The organism is Methylorubrum thiocyanatum, from assembly GCA_014138645.1.
Taxonomy (GTDB): domain Bacteria; phylum Pseudomonadota; class Alphaproteobacteria; order Rhizobiales; family Beijerinckiaceae; genus Methylobacterium; species Methylobacterium thiocyanatum.
On sequence record JACJIB010000008.1, the window covers coordinates 181,740 to 198,103 of the forward strand.

At 70.4% G+C, this 16,364-nt stretch carries 14 protein-coding genes; 7 read left to right on the top strand and 7 right to left on the bottom strand.

From position 1 onward, the window contains the following. Window positions 1-88 precede the first annotated feature (88 nt). A complete protein-coding gene (locus HNR51_RS21660; RefSeq protein WP_041371003.1) occupies window positions 89-625 on the bottom strand; it encodes a protein phosphatase CheZ in 537 nt (178 codons plus the stop codon). Between the two features lie 187 nt (window positions 626-812). Beyond that, entirely contained in the window at window positions 813-1,196 is a 384-nt protein-coding gene (locus HNR51_RS21665; protein ID WP_003604011.1) for a response regulator, read from the bottom strand. A gap of 294 nt (window positions 1,197-1,490) precedes the next feature. Here HNR51_RS21665 and HNR51_RS21670 point away from each other — a divergent pair, with 294 nt between their 5' ends. Further along, window positions 1,491-2,504, top strand: coding sequence for a bifunctional riboflavin kinase/FAD synthetase (locus tag HNR51_RS21670; protein ID WP_182556321.1), 1,014 nt, complete (start codon window positions 1,491-1,493; stop codon window positions 2,502-2,504). 122 nt (window positions 2,505-2,626) lie between these two features. Here the strand turns inward: HNR51_RS21670 and HNR51_RS21675 are convergent, their stop codons facing one another. After that, window positions 2,627-3,631 carry a 2-hydroxyacid dehydrogenase gene (locus tag HNR51_RS21675; RefSeq protein ID WP_141950197.1) on the bottom strand — a complete coding sequence of 335 codons (1,005 nt, stop codon included), beginning with the start codon at window positions 3,629-3,631 and terminating at the stop codon, window positions 2,627-2,629. Between the two features lie 334 nt (window positions 3,632-3,965). Between HNR51_RS21675 and HNR51_RS21680 the strand changes: the two genes are divergently transcribed. Then, the gene (locus HNR51_RS21680; RefSeq protein WP_012452427.1) at window positions 3,966-4,559 is read left to right on the top strand and encodes an SH3 domain-containing protein; all 594 of its coding nucleotides are present in this window, start codon (window positions 3,966-3,968) and stop codon (window positions 4,557-4,559) included. Window positions 4,560-4,631: 72 nt separating this feature from the next. Here the strand turns inward: HNR51_RS21680 and irr are convergent, their stop codons facing one another. Continuing rightward, complete coding sequence (gene irr, locus HNR51_RS21685) at window positions 4,632-5,132, bottom strand: Fur family transcriptional regulator Irr (RefSeq protein WP_012452428.1); 501 nt, start codon at window positions 5,130-5,132, stop codon at window positions 4,632-4,634. 276 nt (window positions 5,133-5,408) lie between these two features. Here irr and fabA point away from each other — a divergent pair, with 276 nt between their 5' ends. The 5 genes from fabA (at window position 5,409) to HNR51_RS21710 (ending at window position 9,984) form a co-directional block, all read left to right on the top strand. Beyond that, window positions 5,409-5,948 (top strand): 3-hydroxyacyl-[acyl-carrier-protein] dehydratase FabA, encoded by a 540-nt coding sequence (gene fabA / locus HNR51_RS21690; protein ID WP_012452429.1) that lies wholly within the window; start codon window positions 5,409-5,411, stop codon window positions 5,946-5,948. A 160-nt stretch (window positions 5,949-6,108) separates the two neighbouring features. Then, window positions 6,109-7,335 carry a beta-ketoacyl-ACP synthase I gene (gene fabB / locus HNR51_RS21695; RefSeq protein WP_152275718.1) on the top strand — a complete coding sequence of 409 codons (1,227 nt, stop codon included), beginning with the start codon at window positions 6,109-6,111 and terminating at the stop codon, window positions 7,333-7,335. Between the two features lie 461 nt (window positions 7,336-7,796). Then, complete coding sequence (fabI, locus tag HNR51_RS21700) at window positions 7,797-8,630, top strand: enoyl-ACP reductase FabI (RefSeq protein WP_012452432.1); 834 nt, start codon at window positions 7,797-7,799, stop codon at window positions 8,628-8,630. A gap of 64 nt (window positions 8,631-8,694) precedes the next feature. After that, window positions 8,695-9,456, top strand: coding sequence for a flagellar type III secretion system pore protein FliP (fliP, locus tag HNR51_RS21705; RefSeq protein WP_152275719.1), 762 nt, complete (start codon window positions 8,695-8,697; stop codon window positions 9,454-9,456). Between the two features lie 123 nt (window positions 9,457-9,579). Further along, the gene (locus tag HNR51_RS21710; RefSeq protein ID WP_182556322.1) at window positions 9,580-9,984 is read left to right on the top strand and encodes a DoxX family protein; all 405 of its coding nucleotides are present in this window, start codon (window positions 9,580-9,582) and stop codon (window positions 9,982-9,984) included. Window positions 9,985-9,987: 3 nt separating this feature from the next. Here HNR51_RS21710 and HNR51_RS21715 read toward each other — a convergent pair whose 3' ends face one another. The 3 genes from HNR51_RS21715 to HNR51_RS21725 form a co-directional block, all read right to left on the bottom strand. Further along, complete coding sequence (locus HNR51_RS21715) at window positions 9,988-13,326, bottom strand: hypothetical protein (RefSeq protein ID WP_182556323.1); 3,339 nt, start codon at window positions 13,324-13,326, stop codon at window positions 9,988-9,990. A gap of 132 nt (window positions 13,327-13,458) precedes the next feature. Next, window positions 13,459-13,884, bottom strand: coding sequence for a hypothetical protein (locus tag HNR51_RS21720; RefSeq protein ID WP_012452436.1), 426 nt, complete (start codon window positions 13,882-13,884; stop codon window positions 13,459-13,461). 164 nt (window positions 13,885-14,048) lie between these two features. Continuing rightward, window positions 14,049-16,196 carry a S9 family peptidase gene (locus HNR51_RS21725; RefSeq protein WP_182556324.1) on the bottom strand — a complete coding sequence of 716 codons (2,148 nt, stop codon included), beginning with the start codon at window positions 16,194-16,196 and terminating at the stop codon, window positions 14,049-14,051. Window positions 16,197-16,364 lie beyond the last annotated feature (168 nt).

Genomic DNA, 16,364 nt, shown 5'->3' on the forward strand with positions numbered 1-16,364 from the left:
CTTGACAGTTTTTCGCAACGGCGATGGTCGGAACAAGGCAGCTTGGCCGTAGCGGCGTGCCGGCCCGCTGCCCCGTGAGGGCTGCGGATCAGGCGAACAGCGCGTCGATGGCATCCTGCGCGGTCGCGGGGCCGCCCATCTGCGGGCCGTTGAGCAACAGCGACTCGTTGCGCTTGCGGCGGTCGGCCTCGGACTCGTCGATCCCGGCCGCGTCGCGGGCCTTCACCGCGGCACTGAAGCGGGCAAGCCGGCCTTCGAGCTGGCTCATCGCCTCCGCGACCTTGGCGATGCGCTGGCCGGTGATGTCCTGGAAGGTGCAGGCCTCGAAGATATCGTAGATCTTGGCCTCGACCGCGTCGCGATAGCCCGGCCCCTCGGGAAGCGCCAGGATGGCCTCGGCCGTGGTCATGATGGAATTGGTCGCGCCCGCGGTCGCCGCCACGACCTCGCTCAGCTCCTCGTGGACCATCGGCAGACGGTCGCGCGTCAGCTCGTTGGCTCTGAGGAGGGCGATCGCGTCCCGCAGGCTGGAGATGTACTCGGCGATGTCGAGCAGTTCCTTCACCATCGCCGAAGGGCTGGAACCTTGCGACCGGCCGTCGCGTGCCGCTGCCGTCAGTCTCATGAGCGATCTCTCGCGACGTTCCGATGTTCAATCCGTTTTCCGCCGGCCGTCACGACGACCGGGCGCTTCGCGCCGCCCCGGCGACGTTGGTGACCGGGACCGGCTCTGACCACAGCGCTGCGGCCGCTCTCCGGCGCCGGGCCGGCATCCCGCAGGCGCGGGAATGCCGTATCGGCGCCTTGCCAGATCAGGCGCCGCAGACCGCCTCGATCTTCGACTTGAGGGTCGCGGCGTTGAAGGGCTTGACGATGTAGTTGTTCACGCCGGCCTTCTTGGCGGCGATGACGTTCTCGGTCTTCGACTCGGCGGTGACCATGATGAACGGCGTGGTGCGCAGACCCTCGTCGGCGCGGACATGGCGCAGAAGCTCGTAGCCGGTCATCGGCTCCATGTTCCAGTCCGAGATGACGAGGCCGTACTTGCGGCCCTTGAGGCGCGCCAGGGCGGCGGTGCCGTCGGAGGCGTCATCCACGTCCTCGAAGCCGAGCTGCTTGAGGAGGTTGCGGATGATGCGCACCATGGTCTGGTAGTCATCGACCACCAGGATGGGCATGCTGAGGTCGAGGGCCATGTGACGTGTGCTCCGTGAGTCCCTGATCGATACTGGCGGCGCGCGGCCCTCGCGAGCGATCAACGTCGCATCGACGCGTGCGAGCGGTGCTGCCTTCCGTCCGTCCGACAATAGGTGGCGCGGATTGCGAAGCGGTTAATCCAGCCCCTCTTCCCCGTCGCTTGACCGGAGAGACTGATTTCGCCAAGTCTCCCGCCGCGCAGGGACGCGGCAGGGACGCGGCGGATGGCCCCGGCCCGCCGACGCTCCCGTCGCCCTTCCTTCGAGACCGCAGACATCCGATCGCAGGAGCCGATGCCCTCAGGCGACGAGAACGCCGTGCCGCCCGCAGCGGTCGGCCTCCGATCCTCTCCGCGACCCTTCACGGTCTGCCGCGAGGACGATCCGGTGCCCCCGGCGCTCGCCGGCGCCGTCGCCGCGCTCGGGAATTTCGACGGCGTGCATCGCGGCCACCGGACGCTGATCGAGGCGGTCCGCGCCGAGGCCGGGCCGCGCCCCGCCGTGGTGCTGACCTTCGAGCCGCATCCGCGCGCCTTCTTCGCGCCCAACCAGCCGATGTTCCGGCTCACCGGCCCAAGCGCCAAGGAAATCGTCTTCGCCCGCCTCGGCCTCGACGGGCTGATCGTGCGCCGCTTCGATGCGGAGCTCGCAGGAACCAGCGCCCAGGACTTCGTGGAAGGATGGCTGCGTGATCGCCTCGGCCTGTCCGGGGTGGTGATCGGCCATGATTTCCATTTCGGGCGTGGCCGCGAGGGCTCGCCGGGGACGCTCGCCGCACTCTGCGCCGAGGCCGGCCTGACCTGCCGCATCGTACCCGCGGTCTCGGCCGATCCGGGCGATGCGCCGATCTCGTCGAGTGCGATCCGGGCCGCCCTCGCCTCGGGCGACGTGGCACGGGCCAACGCGCTGCTCGGCTACCGCTGGTTCGTGCTCGCGCAGGTGCGCCACGGCGACAAGCGCGGTCGCACGCTGGGCTACCCCACCGCCAACCTCGCCCTCGAGTCCTGCGGGCTTGCCCACGGCATCTACGCCGTGCGGGTGCGCCTTGCCGATGGCAACCTGCACGACGGTGTGGCGAGCTACGGCCGGCGCCCGACCTTCGACGACGGCGCGCCGCTCCTCGAAGTGCACCTGTTCGACTTCAAAGGCGACCTCTACGGGCAGGAGGTCGCCGTCGAGTTGCTGGCCTATCTGCGCGGCGAGGAAAAATTCTCGAGCGCCGAAGCGCTGATCGCGCAGATGGACGTCGACTCGGCCGGGGCGCGGGCAGCGATCCAGGCGGATCGCGTGCCGTCGATGCTGGGCTGAGATAACCGGGAACGGCGGCGGCCATCCAAGCCGCCCCGACTCCGTCGGGCCGGCAAGCTCATCGAACCAAAGCTCGTTGTCGAGATTGGATCGGGATCGGATTCGGCCGCGCGAGCCGCCCCTCAGAGCATGCTCGGAAGGATCCGGTCCGGCGGACGGTGGCCGTCCATGAAGGTCTTGATGTTGATGATGACCTTCTCGCCCATGTCGGTGCGGCTCTCGTGGGTGGCCGAGCCCATATGCGGCAGCAGCACCACCTTGCCGGTGCGGGCGAGCCGCACGAGGCGCGGGCTCACCGCCGGTTCCTGCTCGAACACGTCGAGGCCGGCGGCCGAGATCTCGCCGCCCTCGATCAGGCGCGCCAGCGCGTTCTCGTCGATCACCTCGCCGCGAGCGGTGTTGACCACAATCGCCTCCGGCTTGAGCAGCTTGAGGCGGCGGGCCGAGAGCAGGTGGTAGGTAGCCGGCGTGTGCGGGCAGTTGACCGAGACGATGTCCACCCGCGCCAGCATCTGGTCGAGGGATTCCCAGTAGGTCGCGTCGAGGGATTCCTCGATATGCGTCGGAACGCGGCGGCGGTTGTGATAGTGGATCGACAGGCCGAACGCCTTCGCCCGGCGGGCGAGCGCCTGACCGATCCGGCCCATGCCGACGATGCCGAGGCGCTTGCCGGTGATGCGGCGGCCCAGCATCCAGGTCGGCGACCAGCCCGTGGTCCAGTCGTCATCGGGGATGATGCGCGCGCCCTCGGCGATCCGGCGGGCCACCGCCAGGATCAGCGCCATGGTCATGTCAGCGGTGTCCTCGGTCAGGACGCCCGGCGTGTTGGTGACCGTGATGCCGCGCTCCAGCGCCGCCGCGACGTCGATGTGATCCACGCCGTTGCCGAAATTCGCGATGAGCCGCAGGTTCGGCCCCGCCTGGGCGAGGAGGCCGGCGCCGATCTCGTCCGTGACGGTCGGCACGAGCACGTCGGCCTCGCGGATGGCGGTGGCGAGCGCCTCCTGCGAGAGCGGTGCGTCGTCGTGGTTGAGGCGCGTGTCGAACAATTCGCGCATGCGCGTCTCGACCGCGTCCGGCAGACGCCGGGTGACGACCACCAGCGGCTTGCGCTTCAACGACGACATGTTCCCTCCCGACGACGCCGGCCCGCTGTCCCGTGCCTGCGCCGGTGGCTTCCCCGCTGTGCCGCGGGGGCCGGCTTACGCTCCCTTAACCATGGCGCGGCCAGATGGAGCGGAGGCGGACCGGGCTTGCCCGGGCCGCCGCAGGACGTCTGGCCTCTCTAGCAGAGAGGTCGGCGAACACAATGCGGCCCTGACCCGGAGGGATCAGTGCCGAAGGGTCGGCCAAGCGCCGGCCCGGCGCCGTTTCCGGCACATCGGTCAGGCATCGGCCGCATCTGTGCCGGGACGCTGTCACCGGAACGACTTTGGAGCCAAGGATCGGAGACGAGGCACGATGCGCCCGCCTGAGCTGCCCCGAATGAACCCCGCCCGCCTCGCGCTGCTCGCGGCCCTGTTCGCCCTGCTGGTGCCGCTGACCGCCGAGGCGGCGCCGGCGCCCGCGCCGGAGGTCGGCAAGGGGCCTGTGACCAAGCTGCCCCTGCCGCGCTACGCCAGCCTGAAGACCAACCGCGTCAACCTGCGCGAGGGCCCGTCGAAGGATCACCGCACCCTGTGGGTGTTCCAGCGCGAGGGTCTGCCGGTCGAGATCGTCGCCGAGTTCGAGACGTGGCGGCGCATCCGTGATTCGGAGGGGACCGAGGGCTGGGTCTTGCACTCGCTGCTCTCGGGCCGCCGCACCGCCGTCGTGATCCCGCCCTCGGGTGAGCGGGCCGACGCGGCCAAGGCCACGGTGCCGCTCAATGCCCGCGCCGACGAGCAGTCGGGGGAGCAGGCCCGGCTGCAGCCGGGGGTGATCGGCAGTGTGAAGAGCTGCACCGGCACGTGGTGCCGCCTCGTCGTGCCGCTTCCCGACAAGCGCGGCGACGTCGACGGCTACATCCGCCAGAGCCGGCTCTGGGGTGTCTATCCCGACGAGCGGGTAGAATAGGCCGAACAGCCAGCAACGAAAAAGGGCCCGGAGATCCGGGCCCTTTTCATTTCCGGGAGGGACGACGCCGAATCAGGCGCGGCCGGACACCTTGCGGCGGCGCAGGCGCACGATGACCTCGACGCCGGCGATCTCCATGCCCTCGGGCGCCTCGGGCAGCGAATCGACCGAGATGCCGCATTCCGGCATGTCGAGAACCTCGCCCTCTTCCTCGAGGAAGAAGTGATGATGCTCGCTCGGGTTGGTGTCGAAATAGGCCTTCGACCCATCCAGCGCGAGCTGGCGCAGCAGGCCGGCCTCGGTGAACTGGTGCAGCGTGTTGTAGACGGTCGCCAGCGAAACCGGGACCTTGGCGCGCATGGCCTCGTCGTAGAGCATTTCCGCCGTGAGGTGACGGTCGCCGCGGCCGAACAGGAGCCAGCCCAGCGAGAGACGCTGACGGGTCGGGCGCAGGCCGGCCCGGCGCAGGCGGTCGCGCAGGTCGGAGAGCGGGCAGCCCCGGCGGCCGGCACCGTCGACCGGCGAGAGGGACCGGGCGTTCAGCACGGCCTGGAGAGGCGTCAGATCGGACATCGCTGGGAACGATTCCCACTTATTTAGAATGAGTATAGCAAGCAAATTATACGGATCATGAAGCCCTGCGGCAACCCGTTCAGGGTCCAAGTCCGGTTTGATACGTGGAAGACGCATGGCTCCTCATGATCCCACGGGCACGAAACGGCCGCCAGCCCTGTGCCGGGGCCGCTTTGTGGGCGCGGAAAGCCTGTGCTAACGAGGCGCCGATTCCGCCACGCCCCGTCCGCTCTCCCAAACCGGACCCGTCCGTCACCGAGGACCCGTACGTCATCCATGGCCTCTCACGACCAGCAACCCGACGGCGCTTCCCCGCAGCGCGCTTCGAGCTTCTCCTACGAGGAACTCCTGGCCTGCGGACGCGGTGAGCTGTTCGGAGCGGGCAATGCCCAGCTTCCGCTCCCGCCGATGCTGATGTTCGACCGGATCACCTCGATCGGCACCGAGGGCGGTGCCCACGGCAAGGGACATGTGCTGGCCGAGTTCGACATCCGGCCGGACCTCTGGTTCTTCCCGTGCCACTTCAAGGACGACCCGGTGATGCCCGGCTGCCTCGGGCTCGACGCGCTGTGGCAGCTCGTCGGCTTCCATCTCGGCTGGCTCGGCGCGCCGGGCCGCGGCCGGGCGCTCGGCGTCGGCGAGGTGAAGTTCACCGATCAGGTGCTGCCCACCGTCAAGCAGGTCGTCTACGGCATCGACATCAAGCGTGTGCGCCAGGGCAAGCTCGTACTCGGCATCGCCGACGGCTGGCTCGAGGCCGACGGCCGGCGCATCTACGAGGCGAACGACCTGCGCGTGGCCCTGTTCCGCTCCTGAAGCCGATCGCACGGCGCGTCGAAGGTCGGTTTCGCGCCGAACCGGCCGCCGTTTCGGCCCGCAGCGGCCGAAGCGCGGTTGAGATTGGCCGCGCAACATCCTAACTGACCTCCCCGAGGAAACGCCGCACAAGACGCGGCGCCAAGCAGCACGAGCCATCATGCGGCGTGTCGTCATCACCGGGATGGGCATCGTCTCGTCCATCGGCAACAACACTCAGGAGGTCCTGGCCTCCCTGCGCGAGGCCCGTTCCGGGATCGCGCGGTCCGAGGCGCAGGCCGCCCACGGCTTCCGCAGCCAGGTGGCGGGCGCGCCGACGATCGACCCCGAGGGCGTCGTCGATCGCCGCGCCATGCGCTTCCACGGCGGCGGCACCGCCTGGAACCACATCGCCATGGATCAGGCGATCCGCGATGCCGGGCTCGAAGAGCGCGAGATCTCCAACGACCGCACCGGCATCATCATGGGCTCGGGCGGTCCCTCGACCCGCACCATCGTCGAGTCCGCCGCCATCGCCCGGGAGAAGGGGCCGAAGCGCGTCGGCCCGTTCGCGGTGCCGAAGGCGATGTCCTCGACCGCCTCGGCCACGCTCGCCACGTGGTTCAAGATCCGCGGTGTGAACTATTCGATCTCCTCGGCCTGCGCGACCTCCAACCACTGCATCGGCAACGCCGCCGAGATCATCCGCGGCGGCCGCCAGGACGTGATCTTCGCCGGCGGCTGCGAGGAACTGGACTGGACGCTCTCCGTCCTGTTCGACGCCATGGGCGCGATGTCCTCGCGCTACAACGAGACCCCTGCCCGCGCTTCCCGCGCCTACGACGTCAACCGCGACGGCTTCGTCATCGCCGGCGGCGCCGGCGTGCTGGTGCTCGAGGAATACGAGCATGCCAAGGCCCGCGGCGCGCGGATCTACGGCGAGGTCGCCGGCTACGGCGCCACCTCCGACGGTCACGACATGGTCGCCCCCTCCGGCGAGGGCGCGGTGCGCTGCATGCGCCAGGCCATGGAAGACCTGAAGGGCGCCCGGATCGACTACATCAACCCGCACGCCACCTCGACGCCGGTCGGCGACGACAAGGAGATCGAGGCGATCCGCGAGGTGTTCGGCGCCGGCGAGGCCTGCCCGCCGATCTCGGCCACCAAGTCCCTAACCGGACATTCGCTCGGCGCCACCGGCGTGCAGGAGGCGATCTACGCACTCCTGATGATGAACAACGGCTTCATCTGCGAGAGCGCGCATATCGACGAACTCGACCCGGCCTTCGCCGACATGCCGATCCTGCGCCAGCGCCGGGACGGCGTGCAGCTCGGCCACGTCATGTCGAACTCCTTCGGCTTCGGCGGCACGAACGCGACCCTCGTGCTCAAGCACCCGGACGCGTGACCGGTCTCGCTGCACGGCACCACGCCGTGCGGCGTCGCCGCCTTCGCACATGCGAAATCAAACGGAAGCATAAGTCGGGCCCTAGTCTGGTCGACCGGCGGAACCGACCAGTTGCACGCACGTTCCTGCTTCGATATGCAGGTTAAATCATGATCGTCCTTCTCGCTCTGCTAACTGTCTCCGGCATCGCCGTCGCCGCGAGCATCGCGGTGCGCGCCAAGCAGACCCTGATCGACGACGCGCAATCGGGTACCCGCGGCTACTTCTGACGACCGCCCGCGCACGACCCGTCGTTCGGCCCCGCCGCCCCCGCGCCGGGGCCTTTTTCATGCCTGGTCTCTCACGTGCCTCCGGGTTGCCGGTGTGCAATCCGAGTGCCCTCCGTGGACAGGCCGTCGCCCGGCGGGCTAAGCCTCGCCTGGGGCGCCGCGGCGCCGGGCCGAACGCGTACGGGTTGAAGAATGACGGGTTTGATGGCGGGCAAGCGCGGCCTCATCATGGGGGTCGCCAACGATCACTCGATCGCGTGGGGCATCGCCAAGACCCTGCACCGGCACGGAGCGGAACTCGCCTTCACCTATCAGGGTGATGCGCTGGGGCGCCGGGTCGCCCCGCTCGCCGCCTCGGTCGGGTCCGACATCGTGCTGCCCTGCGACGTCGAGGATCTCGCCACGGTCGATGCCGCCTTCGCCACCCTCGACCAACGCTTCCCCGACGGGATCGACTTCATCGTCCACGCCATCGGCTTCTCGGACAAGGCGCAGCTCAAGGGCCGCTACGTCGATGTCACGACCCGCGCGAACTTTTCGCGCACCATGACGATTTCCTGCTTCTCCTTCACCGAGATCGCCCAGCGCGCCGCCGCGCGGATGCCGCGGGGCGGTTCGCTGCTGACGCTGACCTATGCCGGCTCCACCCGCGTGATGCCGAACTACAACGTGATGGGCGTGGCCAAGGCCGCGCTCGAAGCCTCGGTCCGCTATCTGGCCAGCGACCTCGGCCCGGACGGCATCCGCGTCAACGCCCTCTCCGCCGGCCCGATGCGGACGCTGGCGGGCGCCGGCATCGCCGATGCGCGGCTGATGTACAACCACCAGAAGGCGCACGCCCCGCTGCGACGCACGGTGACGCTGGACGATGTCGGCAATTCGGCCCTCTATCTGCTCTCCGACCTCTCGGGCGGCGTGACCGGCGAGATCCACTTCGTCGATTCGGGCTACAACATCATCTCGATGCCCCGCCCGGCGGTGCTTCAGGCCCAGGACGAGGCGGGCGTCGTCGGCGACGACGTGTGATCCAGCGAGCGTGTCGCCGCGTCGCTTGTGCGCGACGGCGGCACGCCGCAGGGTGCGGCCCGCGATGATCCCCTCCCCCCGCCGATCCGTGCTGCGCTCCCTCCCCCTCACCGCGCTCCTCGTTGCGCTGCTGCTCGCGGGCGGCTCGGGCGCGGCGCTGGCGCAGAGCGTCACCCTCGATCTCGGCGCGGGCGGCACCACCGAGCGGGCGCTTCAGCTCGTCGCGCTAATCACGGTCCTGGCGCTCGCGCCCTCCGTGCTGGTGATGGCGACCTCCTTCACCCGGATCGTCGTGGTGCTGTCGATCCTGCGCTCGGCGCTCGGCACGCAGACCGCGCCGCCCAATACCGTAATGGTCAGCCTCGCCCTGTTTCTGACCGCCTTCGTGATGGCGCCGACGGCGCGCGAGGCCTATCGGGCCGGCGTCGAGCCGCTGGTGGCAGGCCAGATCAGCCAGTCGCAGGCGTTCGAGCGAGCCTCGGCGCCGTTCAAGACCTTCATGCTGCGCAACGTGCGCGAGAAGGACCTCAAGCTGTTCCTCGACATGGCGCGCCAGCCCGCTCCCGCAGGCCCCGAGGCGATCGGCCTGGAGATCGTCACCCCCGCCTTCATGATCTCGGAATTGCGGCGCGCCTTCGAAATCGGCTTCCTCCTGTTCATCCCCTTCCTGATCATCGACCTCGTCGTCGCCTCGGTGCTGATGGCGATGGGCATGATGATGCTGCCGCCGGCCACCGTGGCGCTGCCGTTCAAGCTAATCTTCTTCGTGCTGGTCGATGGCTGGACGCTGGTGGCGGGCTCGCTGATTCAGAGCTACGGAGGCTGAGAGTGCCTCACAAAACTCCGATCCCTTTCACCGGGCGATGACAGCGCAGCGGGCCTTTTGTGGGAGACACTCAGCACGGCCGCAATGCGATTCGTGGTTGCGGCGTGGAAAGGAACAGGACGCATGGACCTGAGGACCGTCACTGCCCCGTGGGCGCCGCGCATGCTGAGCGTGCTGCGAATCGTCTCGTCACTGATCTTCATGGCGCACGGGACGCAGAAGATCCTGGGCTTCCCGGCCAGTGCGTCGAACCCGCCGCTGTTGTCGATGCTGGGGATTGCCGGCCTGCTCGAACTCATCGGCGGCGCGCTGCTCCTGGTCGGCCTGTTCAGCCGCCCGGTCGCCTTCATTCTCTCGGGCCAGATGGCCTTCGCCTACTTCATCGCCCACGCGCCGAAGAATCTGTTTCCGGCCCTGAACGGCGGCGACGCGGCGATCCTGTACTGCTTCATCTTCCTCTACATCGCCTTCGCCGGCCCCGGCCCCTGGAGCATCGACGCGCAGCGCGGCCGCGGCGCCTCCTCCTGAGCCTCAGCCCGGCGGCGGGGACGGCGCCTCGGCGCGGTTGCCCGTGGCGGCGCTGCCCGGCTCCGGCACCGCGCTCTCGGGGTAGCGCTTGCGGTATTCCGAGAGGAAGGCGGCGAGCGTTTCCGCCTTGGTGGCCCGCAGGGCCGCGTCGCGGAAGGCGGCGGAGCGGGACGCGTCCGGCCGGGTCAGCATGGCGAAGGTGCGGGCATCCGCGCTCTCGGCCATCAGCCCCGCGAACTTCGCCTTCAGCCGCTCGAGCCCCAGCGACTCGCCCGCGAGCCCGTAGGCGATGCCGGCGCGGATGACGTCGGCCCGCGCCGTCTCGTCGAGGGGTTTGCCGGAGCGCCATGCGGGCCCGAGGATCATCTCGTGCGCCTCGCCGGCCTCGCGCCAGCGCCGGGCCGCCCACAGGATGTCGGCCCGCAGCCGCTCGGCATCGGCGCCGGTCTCGCCCTCGACGGTCTCCAGGGCGAGGTCGGTGCGGGAGAGGTCCGACAGGGCGCGGGCGCGCAGCAGCGCGCGGGCGCGGCGGACATCTTCGGGCAGTTCGGGCAGGTGGGTCGCGTCGAGCGTCTGGAGCGCCTGGAGCGGTCTGCCCTCCATGAGCCGGATCGTGGCGAGCCGCGCCGAGACCGAGGAACGGGCCGCGCCCTCCAGGCGGTGATCGATCTGGTACTGCAGCAGCTCGTCGGCGGAATCGAGCAGGTCGAGGGCCACGAGGCGGTCGGCCAGACGCCGCACGATCTCGTCGGCGCGCCGGCCGGGGGGCGCGAAATCCTTGAAGTCGAAGTACAGCGCCAGCGCCTCGACGCCGCCGAGCTTTTCCCCGCGCGGGGTCAGAAAGAGCGCCTCGAACACGGCCATGGCCCGCTCGTGCAGGGCACGGGTGATCGGCGCCTCGGGGCTGAGCGCGTTGGCGCGGCGCGCGGTGGTGAACGTCTTGCGCCAGCGTCCGGCCTCTTCGTAGAGGCCGCCGAGCGCACCGAGCGTCCCGATCTCGGTCGGGCCGCCGTGCCAGGTGAGAGCCAGAACCTCGAGCTGGTCGATCGCATCGGGCAAAGCCGTCTTGCCGAGGGTATGCCCGAGGGAGGCGGCGCGCAGGGTCGCCTCCGCCGCGAGCGGCCAGGGCGCCTGATCCCGCAGCGTTTCGTAGGCCGCCAGCGCCGCCGCGCCGCGCCCGGTCGCCTCGTCCATCTTCGCACGCAGCAACGTCAGCCGATCCCGGGTGTATTCGGTGGCGGCCCGCGTCGCGGCAATCGATTCGCGCGTGACCGCCTCCCAATCGCCGGTTTCGACCGCAGCCTCGGCGGCGGCGGCGTGGAACAGCGAGGCGAGCGGCTCGGGGTAGCGCTCCAGAACCGATTCGCCCGCGCGCAGCGCGACCGCCGCCTCGCTCCAGCGGCCGGCCTGGGCATCGGCGTAGCCGCGCCAGAGCCGGGCTTCCGGATTGGTGGCGAGGCGCTCGTCCGAGAGCAGCTTGCGCGCCTCCTCGGCGCGTCCGATCCGGGCGAGCAGGATCCCGCGCATCAGCACCGTCTGCCGCTCGCCGTCGATCACCACGTCCTCGGCGGCGGCGGAGGTCAGCGCGCCGAGCGCCTCCACATCGAGGTCGTTGGCCATCATCGCCCGTGCGAGGGCGAGGCGGGCGCCACCGCGGTCGCGGCGCTGGGCCTCGACGGCCGCGGCGAGCCCTTCCCGCAGGGTCGCGCGCACGTCGCCGCGCTGCGCCCGCTCCCAGGCATCGCGGTCGACCGCCAGTTCGGTGACCCCGCCCACGGGCGGGTCGGCGGGGCGTGAGACGCCCGACACCGCGAGACCGCCCTCGCGTCCCTCGCGCCAGCCCTCCCGGCCGATGCTGACCCCTTCGAGATCCGGCCTGACGACGAGGTCGTCGGCATTGGCCAGCACGGCGAGGCCGAGCCGGCTCGGGATCAGCTCGAACTCGACGAAGCGCTGCGCCTTGACCACCCCGGCCGGCCGGCTGCCGTCGGTGGTGACGACGGCGATGCGTTCGCCGTCGAGGTCGAGCCAGCCGGCGGGGCCGGCCTCGGGCAGCCGCAGGGTGACGCCGAACCGGCCCTGCGCCACCGGGGCGCGCTGGGCGGTCAGGCTCTCGCTCGGAGCCAGGCCCTCGCCCGCCACCAGCTCCCAGCCTGTGGGTTCGGTGACCGGGAGGAGGTCCACGAGCCGGCCCGCCGGTGCCGTGAAGCGCAGGACGGTGAAGCTGCCGCTGCGCCGGGGAGGCGCGAGGGCGATGAGGCCGGTGGCCCCGGGCGGCGGCACGGTGACCGGCTCGGTGGTGGCGAAGACCAGGGTGACGATGCCGCCGCGCTCGAACAAGGCCGCCGGCACCCGCTTGGCGAAAGGGAAGACGAGGCCCGAGCCCGCCTTGCGCGTCGCGGGGGCCGGCGCGGCGCGGCGCGGCGCCTCGGCGAGCGGCGGCGCGGGCCGTGCAGCCTCCTTCCCGCTCGCCCTCTCCTCCTTCGCGTCCGCCTTGGCGGCGACACTCGGCGAAGCCGGCGCCTCGGCGGCCTTCGGCTTGGCGAGGAAGTCGATGAACACGACATCCTCGTCGCGCTCGGTGGCGAGGCTCATCCCGTCGGCCGGACTCGCGACGATCCGCGCCTCGTCGGCCTCCGTCTCGACGGCGACACGGCCGATACCCGGATCGAGGCGCCCGCGCAGGGCATGGTCGTCGATCCGCCACGCTCCGGGCAGGGTGATGCGCGTGCCGGACCCGTTCGGGGTGAAAGCGGCCTCGGAACCTTCGGGCAAGCGCAGGGAGAGCCGGGTCCGCGCCTCGGTTCGGGCCAGTTCGAGGGTGAGCGGGCGCGGCACCGGGGGCGGGTTGCGCGCCTTGAGGCTCGCCTCGGCGGCGGCGGCCCGGCGCGCGAGGTCGGCGACGACCTCGGCGGGCAGCGGCGGAAGGAAGCCGCTCCAATTCTCGGGCAGCAGATCGATGAAGACCTGCTCACCGGCCTCCTGCACGTTGAGGCGGTAGGGCCGTTGCAGGGCGAGGCGCAGAGCCGAGCCGTCGGGGTCGCGCCGCACCACGGTGACGTAGTCCGGCATGCCGGCGGCGATCCGCTCGGGCCCGGCGCCGACCGGCCCGCCGAAGTTGAGCACGAGGATCGCGCCCGAGAGCCGCGCCTTGACGGTGACCGGCTCATCGAAGGTCAGGACGATGCGGCCGAAACCCTCGGGCGGCTGCGCGCCCTTGGCCGAGACCAGACGGGCGGCCTCCGCGGCCGAGGCGGCGACGCAGAGGCCGACGGCAAGGCCGGCGCGCAGGAGGAGCCCGCTCGGACGCAGCCGCTTGCCGTGACCGGCCCGTCCCCCCATCGCGCGAAACGCCCGCCTTCCACGGCGGCCGACCTCGAAACCGAGGCCGGGCGCCGAACGCCACTCGTGCGGGCACTCTCGCCCAGCGCGGTGAACGGGCGCTTAAAACCGGTCCCGGTTACGCGGCCCCCCTCAGGACGCCTTGCGCAGGACGAGGCCGGGGATCGCCGTGCCCTTCTCGCCGAACATCTCCTGCGCCTTGCGGCAGCTCTCATCGACGTTCTTCCGGTAGGCTTCGGTGTAGCCCATGCTGCGCATCAGCAGCTCGCCCTTCGAGATCGCGTCGAGATCGACGCCCATGGCGGCGACCACCGACTTGAAGCGCTCGTAATCCGGCCGCGCCTCCTTGCAGGACTCACCGACGAAGCGGACGAGCCCGGCGAGCTTGGCGGCATTCGCCTCCTGGCGCTCCTGCGCCGTCTGCGGCGCCTTCGGAGCGCCCGCAGGCGCGGGCGCCGCCGCCTCCGCCGGCTGGGCCGGTTTCGGCGCCGCCTCCTCGGCCGCGGCGGCGAGCGGCAGCGCGAACAGAATCGCGGCTGCGATCGCGAGGTGCTTCATCGTGTTTCTCCCTGACCGATCGAAGTTGATCATTATTTCGATCTTATTTTTGCTGAGACAGCATAGCGAAGGCGCGGGCGTTGTTCTGCCCTGTCCGCGGGATTTTGTCGAAGAGCCGGCCGCACGAGACTCGCTCGACAACTGGCGGCCGGCAGGAGCCGCGGTCAGGCCGCCTTCGCGGCGCGCGCCGCCGCCATCAGGGCGAAGGCGTAGATCAGGCCGACCTCCTCCAGGCGGTCGAAGCGGCCGGCGGCGCCGCCATGTCCGGCTTCCATGTTGATCTTGAGAAGAACCGGACCGCCGCCGGTCATGGTGGCGCGCAGCCGGGCGACCCATTTGGCCGGCTCCCAGTAGGTCACGCGGGGGTCGGTGAGGCCGCCGAGCGCGAGGATCGCCGGATAAGCCTTGGCGGCGACATTGTCGTAGGGCGAGTAGGACAGGATCGTCTCGAACGCCGCCTCGCTCTCGGCCGGATTGCCCCATTCGGGCCATTCCGGCGGGGTGAGCGGCAGGTCCGCGTCGAGCATCGTGTTGAGCACGTCGACGAAGGGTACGTCGGCGACGATGCCGGCGAACAGTTCCGGCGCGAGGTTCGCGGCCGCGCCCATCAGCATGCCGCCGGCGCTGCCGCCATGGGCGACGATGCGGCCCTGCCGCGTATAGCCCGCCTCGATCAGCGCCCGGCCGCAGGCGACGAAGTCGGTGAAGGTGTTGGGCTTCTTCTCGCGCTTGCCCTCGAGATACCAGTTCCAACCCTTCTCGGTGCCGCCGCGGATATGGGCGATGGCGTAGACGAAGCCGCGATCGACGAGGCTGAGCAGGTTGGTGCGGAACCCCGCCGGCATCAGCGTGCCGTAGGAGCCGTAGCCGTAGAGCAGCAGCGGCGCCGAGCCGTCGAGGGCGAGTCCGCGGCGATGCAGGAGCGAGATCGGAACGCTTTCCCCGTCCGGCGCGGTCGCGAACAGGCGACGGGTGACGTAGTCGGCGGGCTCGTGGCCGCTCGGCACGGTCTGGCGCTTGCGCAGGATGCGGGCGCGGGTGACGCAGTCGTAATCGTAGGTCTCGGCCGGCGTCGTCATCGACGAGTAGGTGAAGCGGATGCGTGCCGTCTCGAACTCGTAGCCGGGCAGCAGGCCGAGCGAGTAGGCTTCCTCCGCGAAGGAGACGGTGTGCTCCTCGCCCTTCATGTCGCGCACGACGATGCGCGGAAGGGCGTTCTCCAGTTCGAGCCGCACGAGGTGGTTGCCGAGCACGTGCAGGTGCCGGATCATCACGCCGGGGCGGTAGGGCACCGCGTCGCGCCAGTTCTCCCGCGCCGTCGCGTCGAGGGGACAGGTGACGATCTTGAAGTCCACCGCGCCGTCGGCATTCGTCAGAATGACGAGATACGAGCCCCAGTGCTCGACCGAGTAGATTAGCCGCTCCTCGCGGCGTGCGACGCAACGGAGCGGGCCCTCGTCGTCGGCCCGGTCGAGCAGGTGGACTTCCGCCGTCTCGTGGTCGCTCGCGGTGACGGTGAGATAGGTGCCGGACTGGGTGCGGCCGATATTCACGAAGAAGCCCGGATCGGCTTCCTCGTAGACGGTCGTGTCCTCCGCCTGATCCGTGCCGAGGCGGTGGCGCATGACGCGGGCCGGACGGTGGTTCTCGTCGAGGGCAACGTAGAAGAAGGCGGTGCCGACGGCGTTCCACACCGCGTCGCCCGCGGTCGATTCGACCCGCTCCGGGCGGTCCTCGCCGGTGTCGAGGTCGCGCACGCGGATGGTGTGGAGTTCCGAACCCTTGGTGTCGACGCCCCAGGCCAGCAGGCGGTGGTCGTCGGAATGGGCCGCGCCGGCGATCTCGAAGAAGGCGAGGCCCTCGCCCTCCTTATCGCCGTCGAGCAGGATCTGCTCGCCGATCTCGCCGTCCTCGGGCTCCTCGGCGATGCGGTGAACGGTGCGCGGCCGGCGGCAGATCAGCGGATGCTGGCCACCCTCGCGATGGCGGGAGTAGTAGGCGAACGGCCCATCGGGCTCGGGCACCGAGGCGTCGTCCTCGCGGATGCGTCCGCGCATCTCGGCGACCAGGGTCTTGCGCAGGGCGGCGGCGCCGCTCAGCGCCGCCTCGGCATAGGCGTTCTCGGCGTCGAGATAGGCGCGGATGTCGGGGGCGAGCGCCGAGGGGTCCTTCAGCACGGCCCGCCAGTTCTCGGCCTTGAGCCACGCGAACGGATCCTCGACGCGCCGGCCGAAGAGTTCGAAGGCGTGCGGACGTTCCTCCGCCTTGGGCGCCGCGGGCGGCAGAGCGAAGGGAGGGGGCTCGAAGGTCATCGCCGAACTCCGGTTGGAACGCGTTGGAACGCTTGGAACAAGCGGGTGTGATGGCAGCGGGTGTGCCGCGCCGCGACGCGGGCCGCAAGGCGGGCCGATGTCCGATCTCCGCGGCAAACGCCGCCCGTCAGTTGCTCGGCGGGAAGCCCTGTGGAGCATTCATGACAG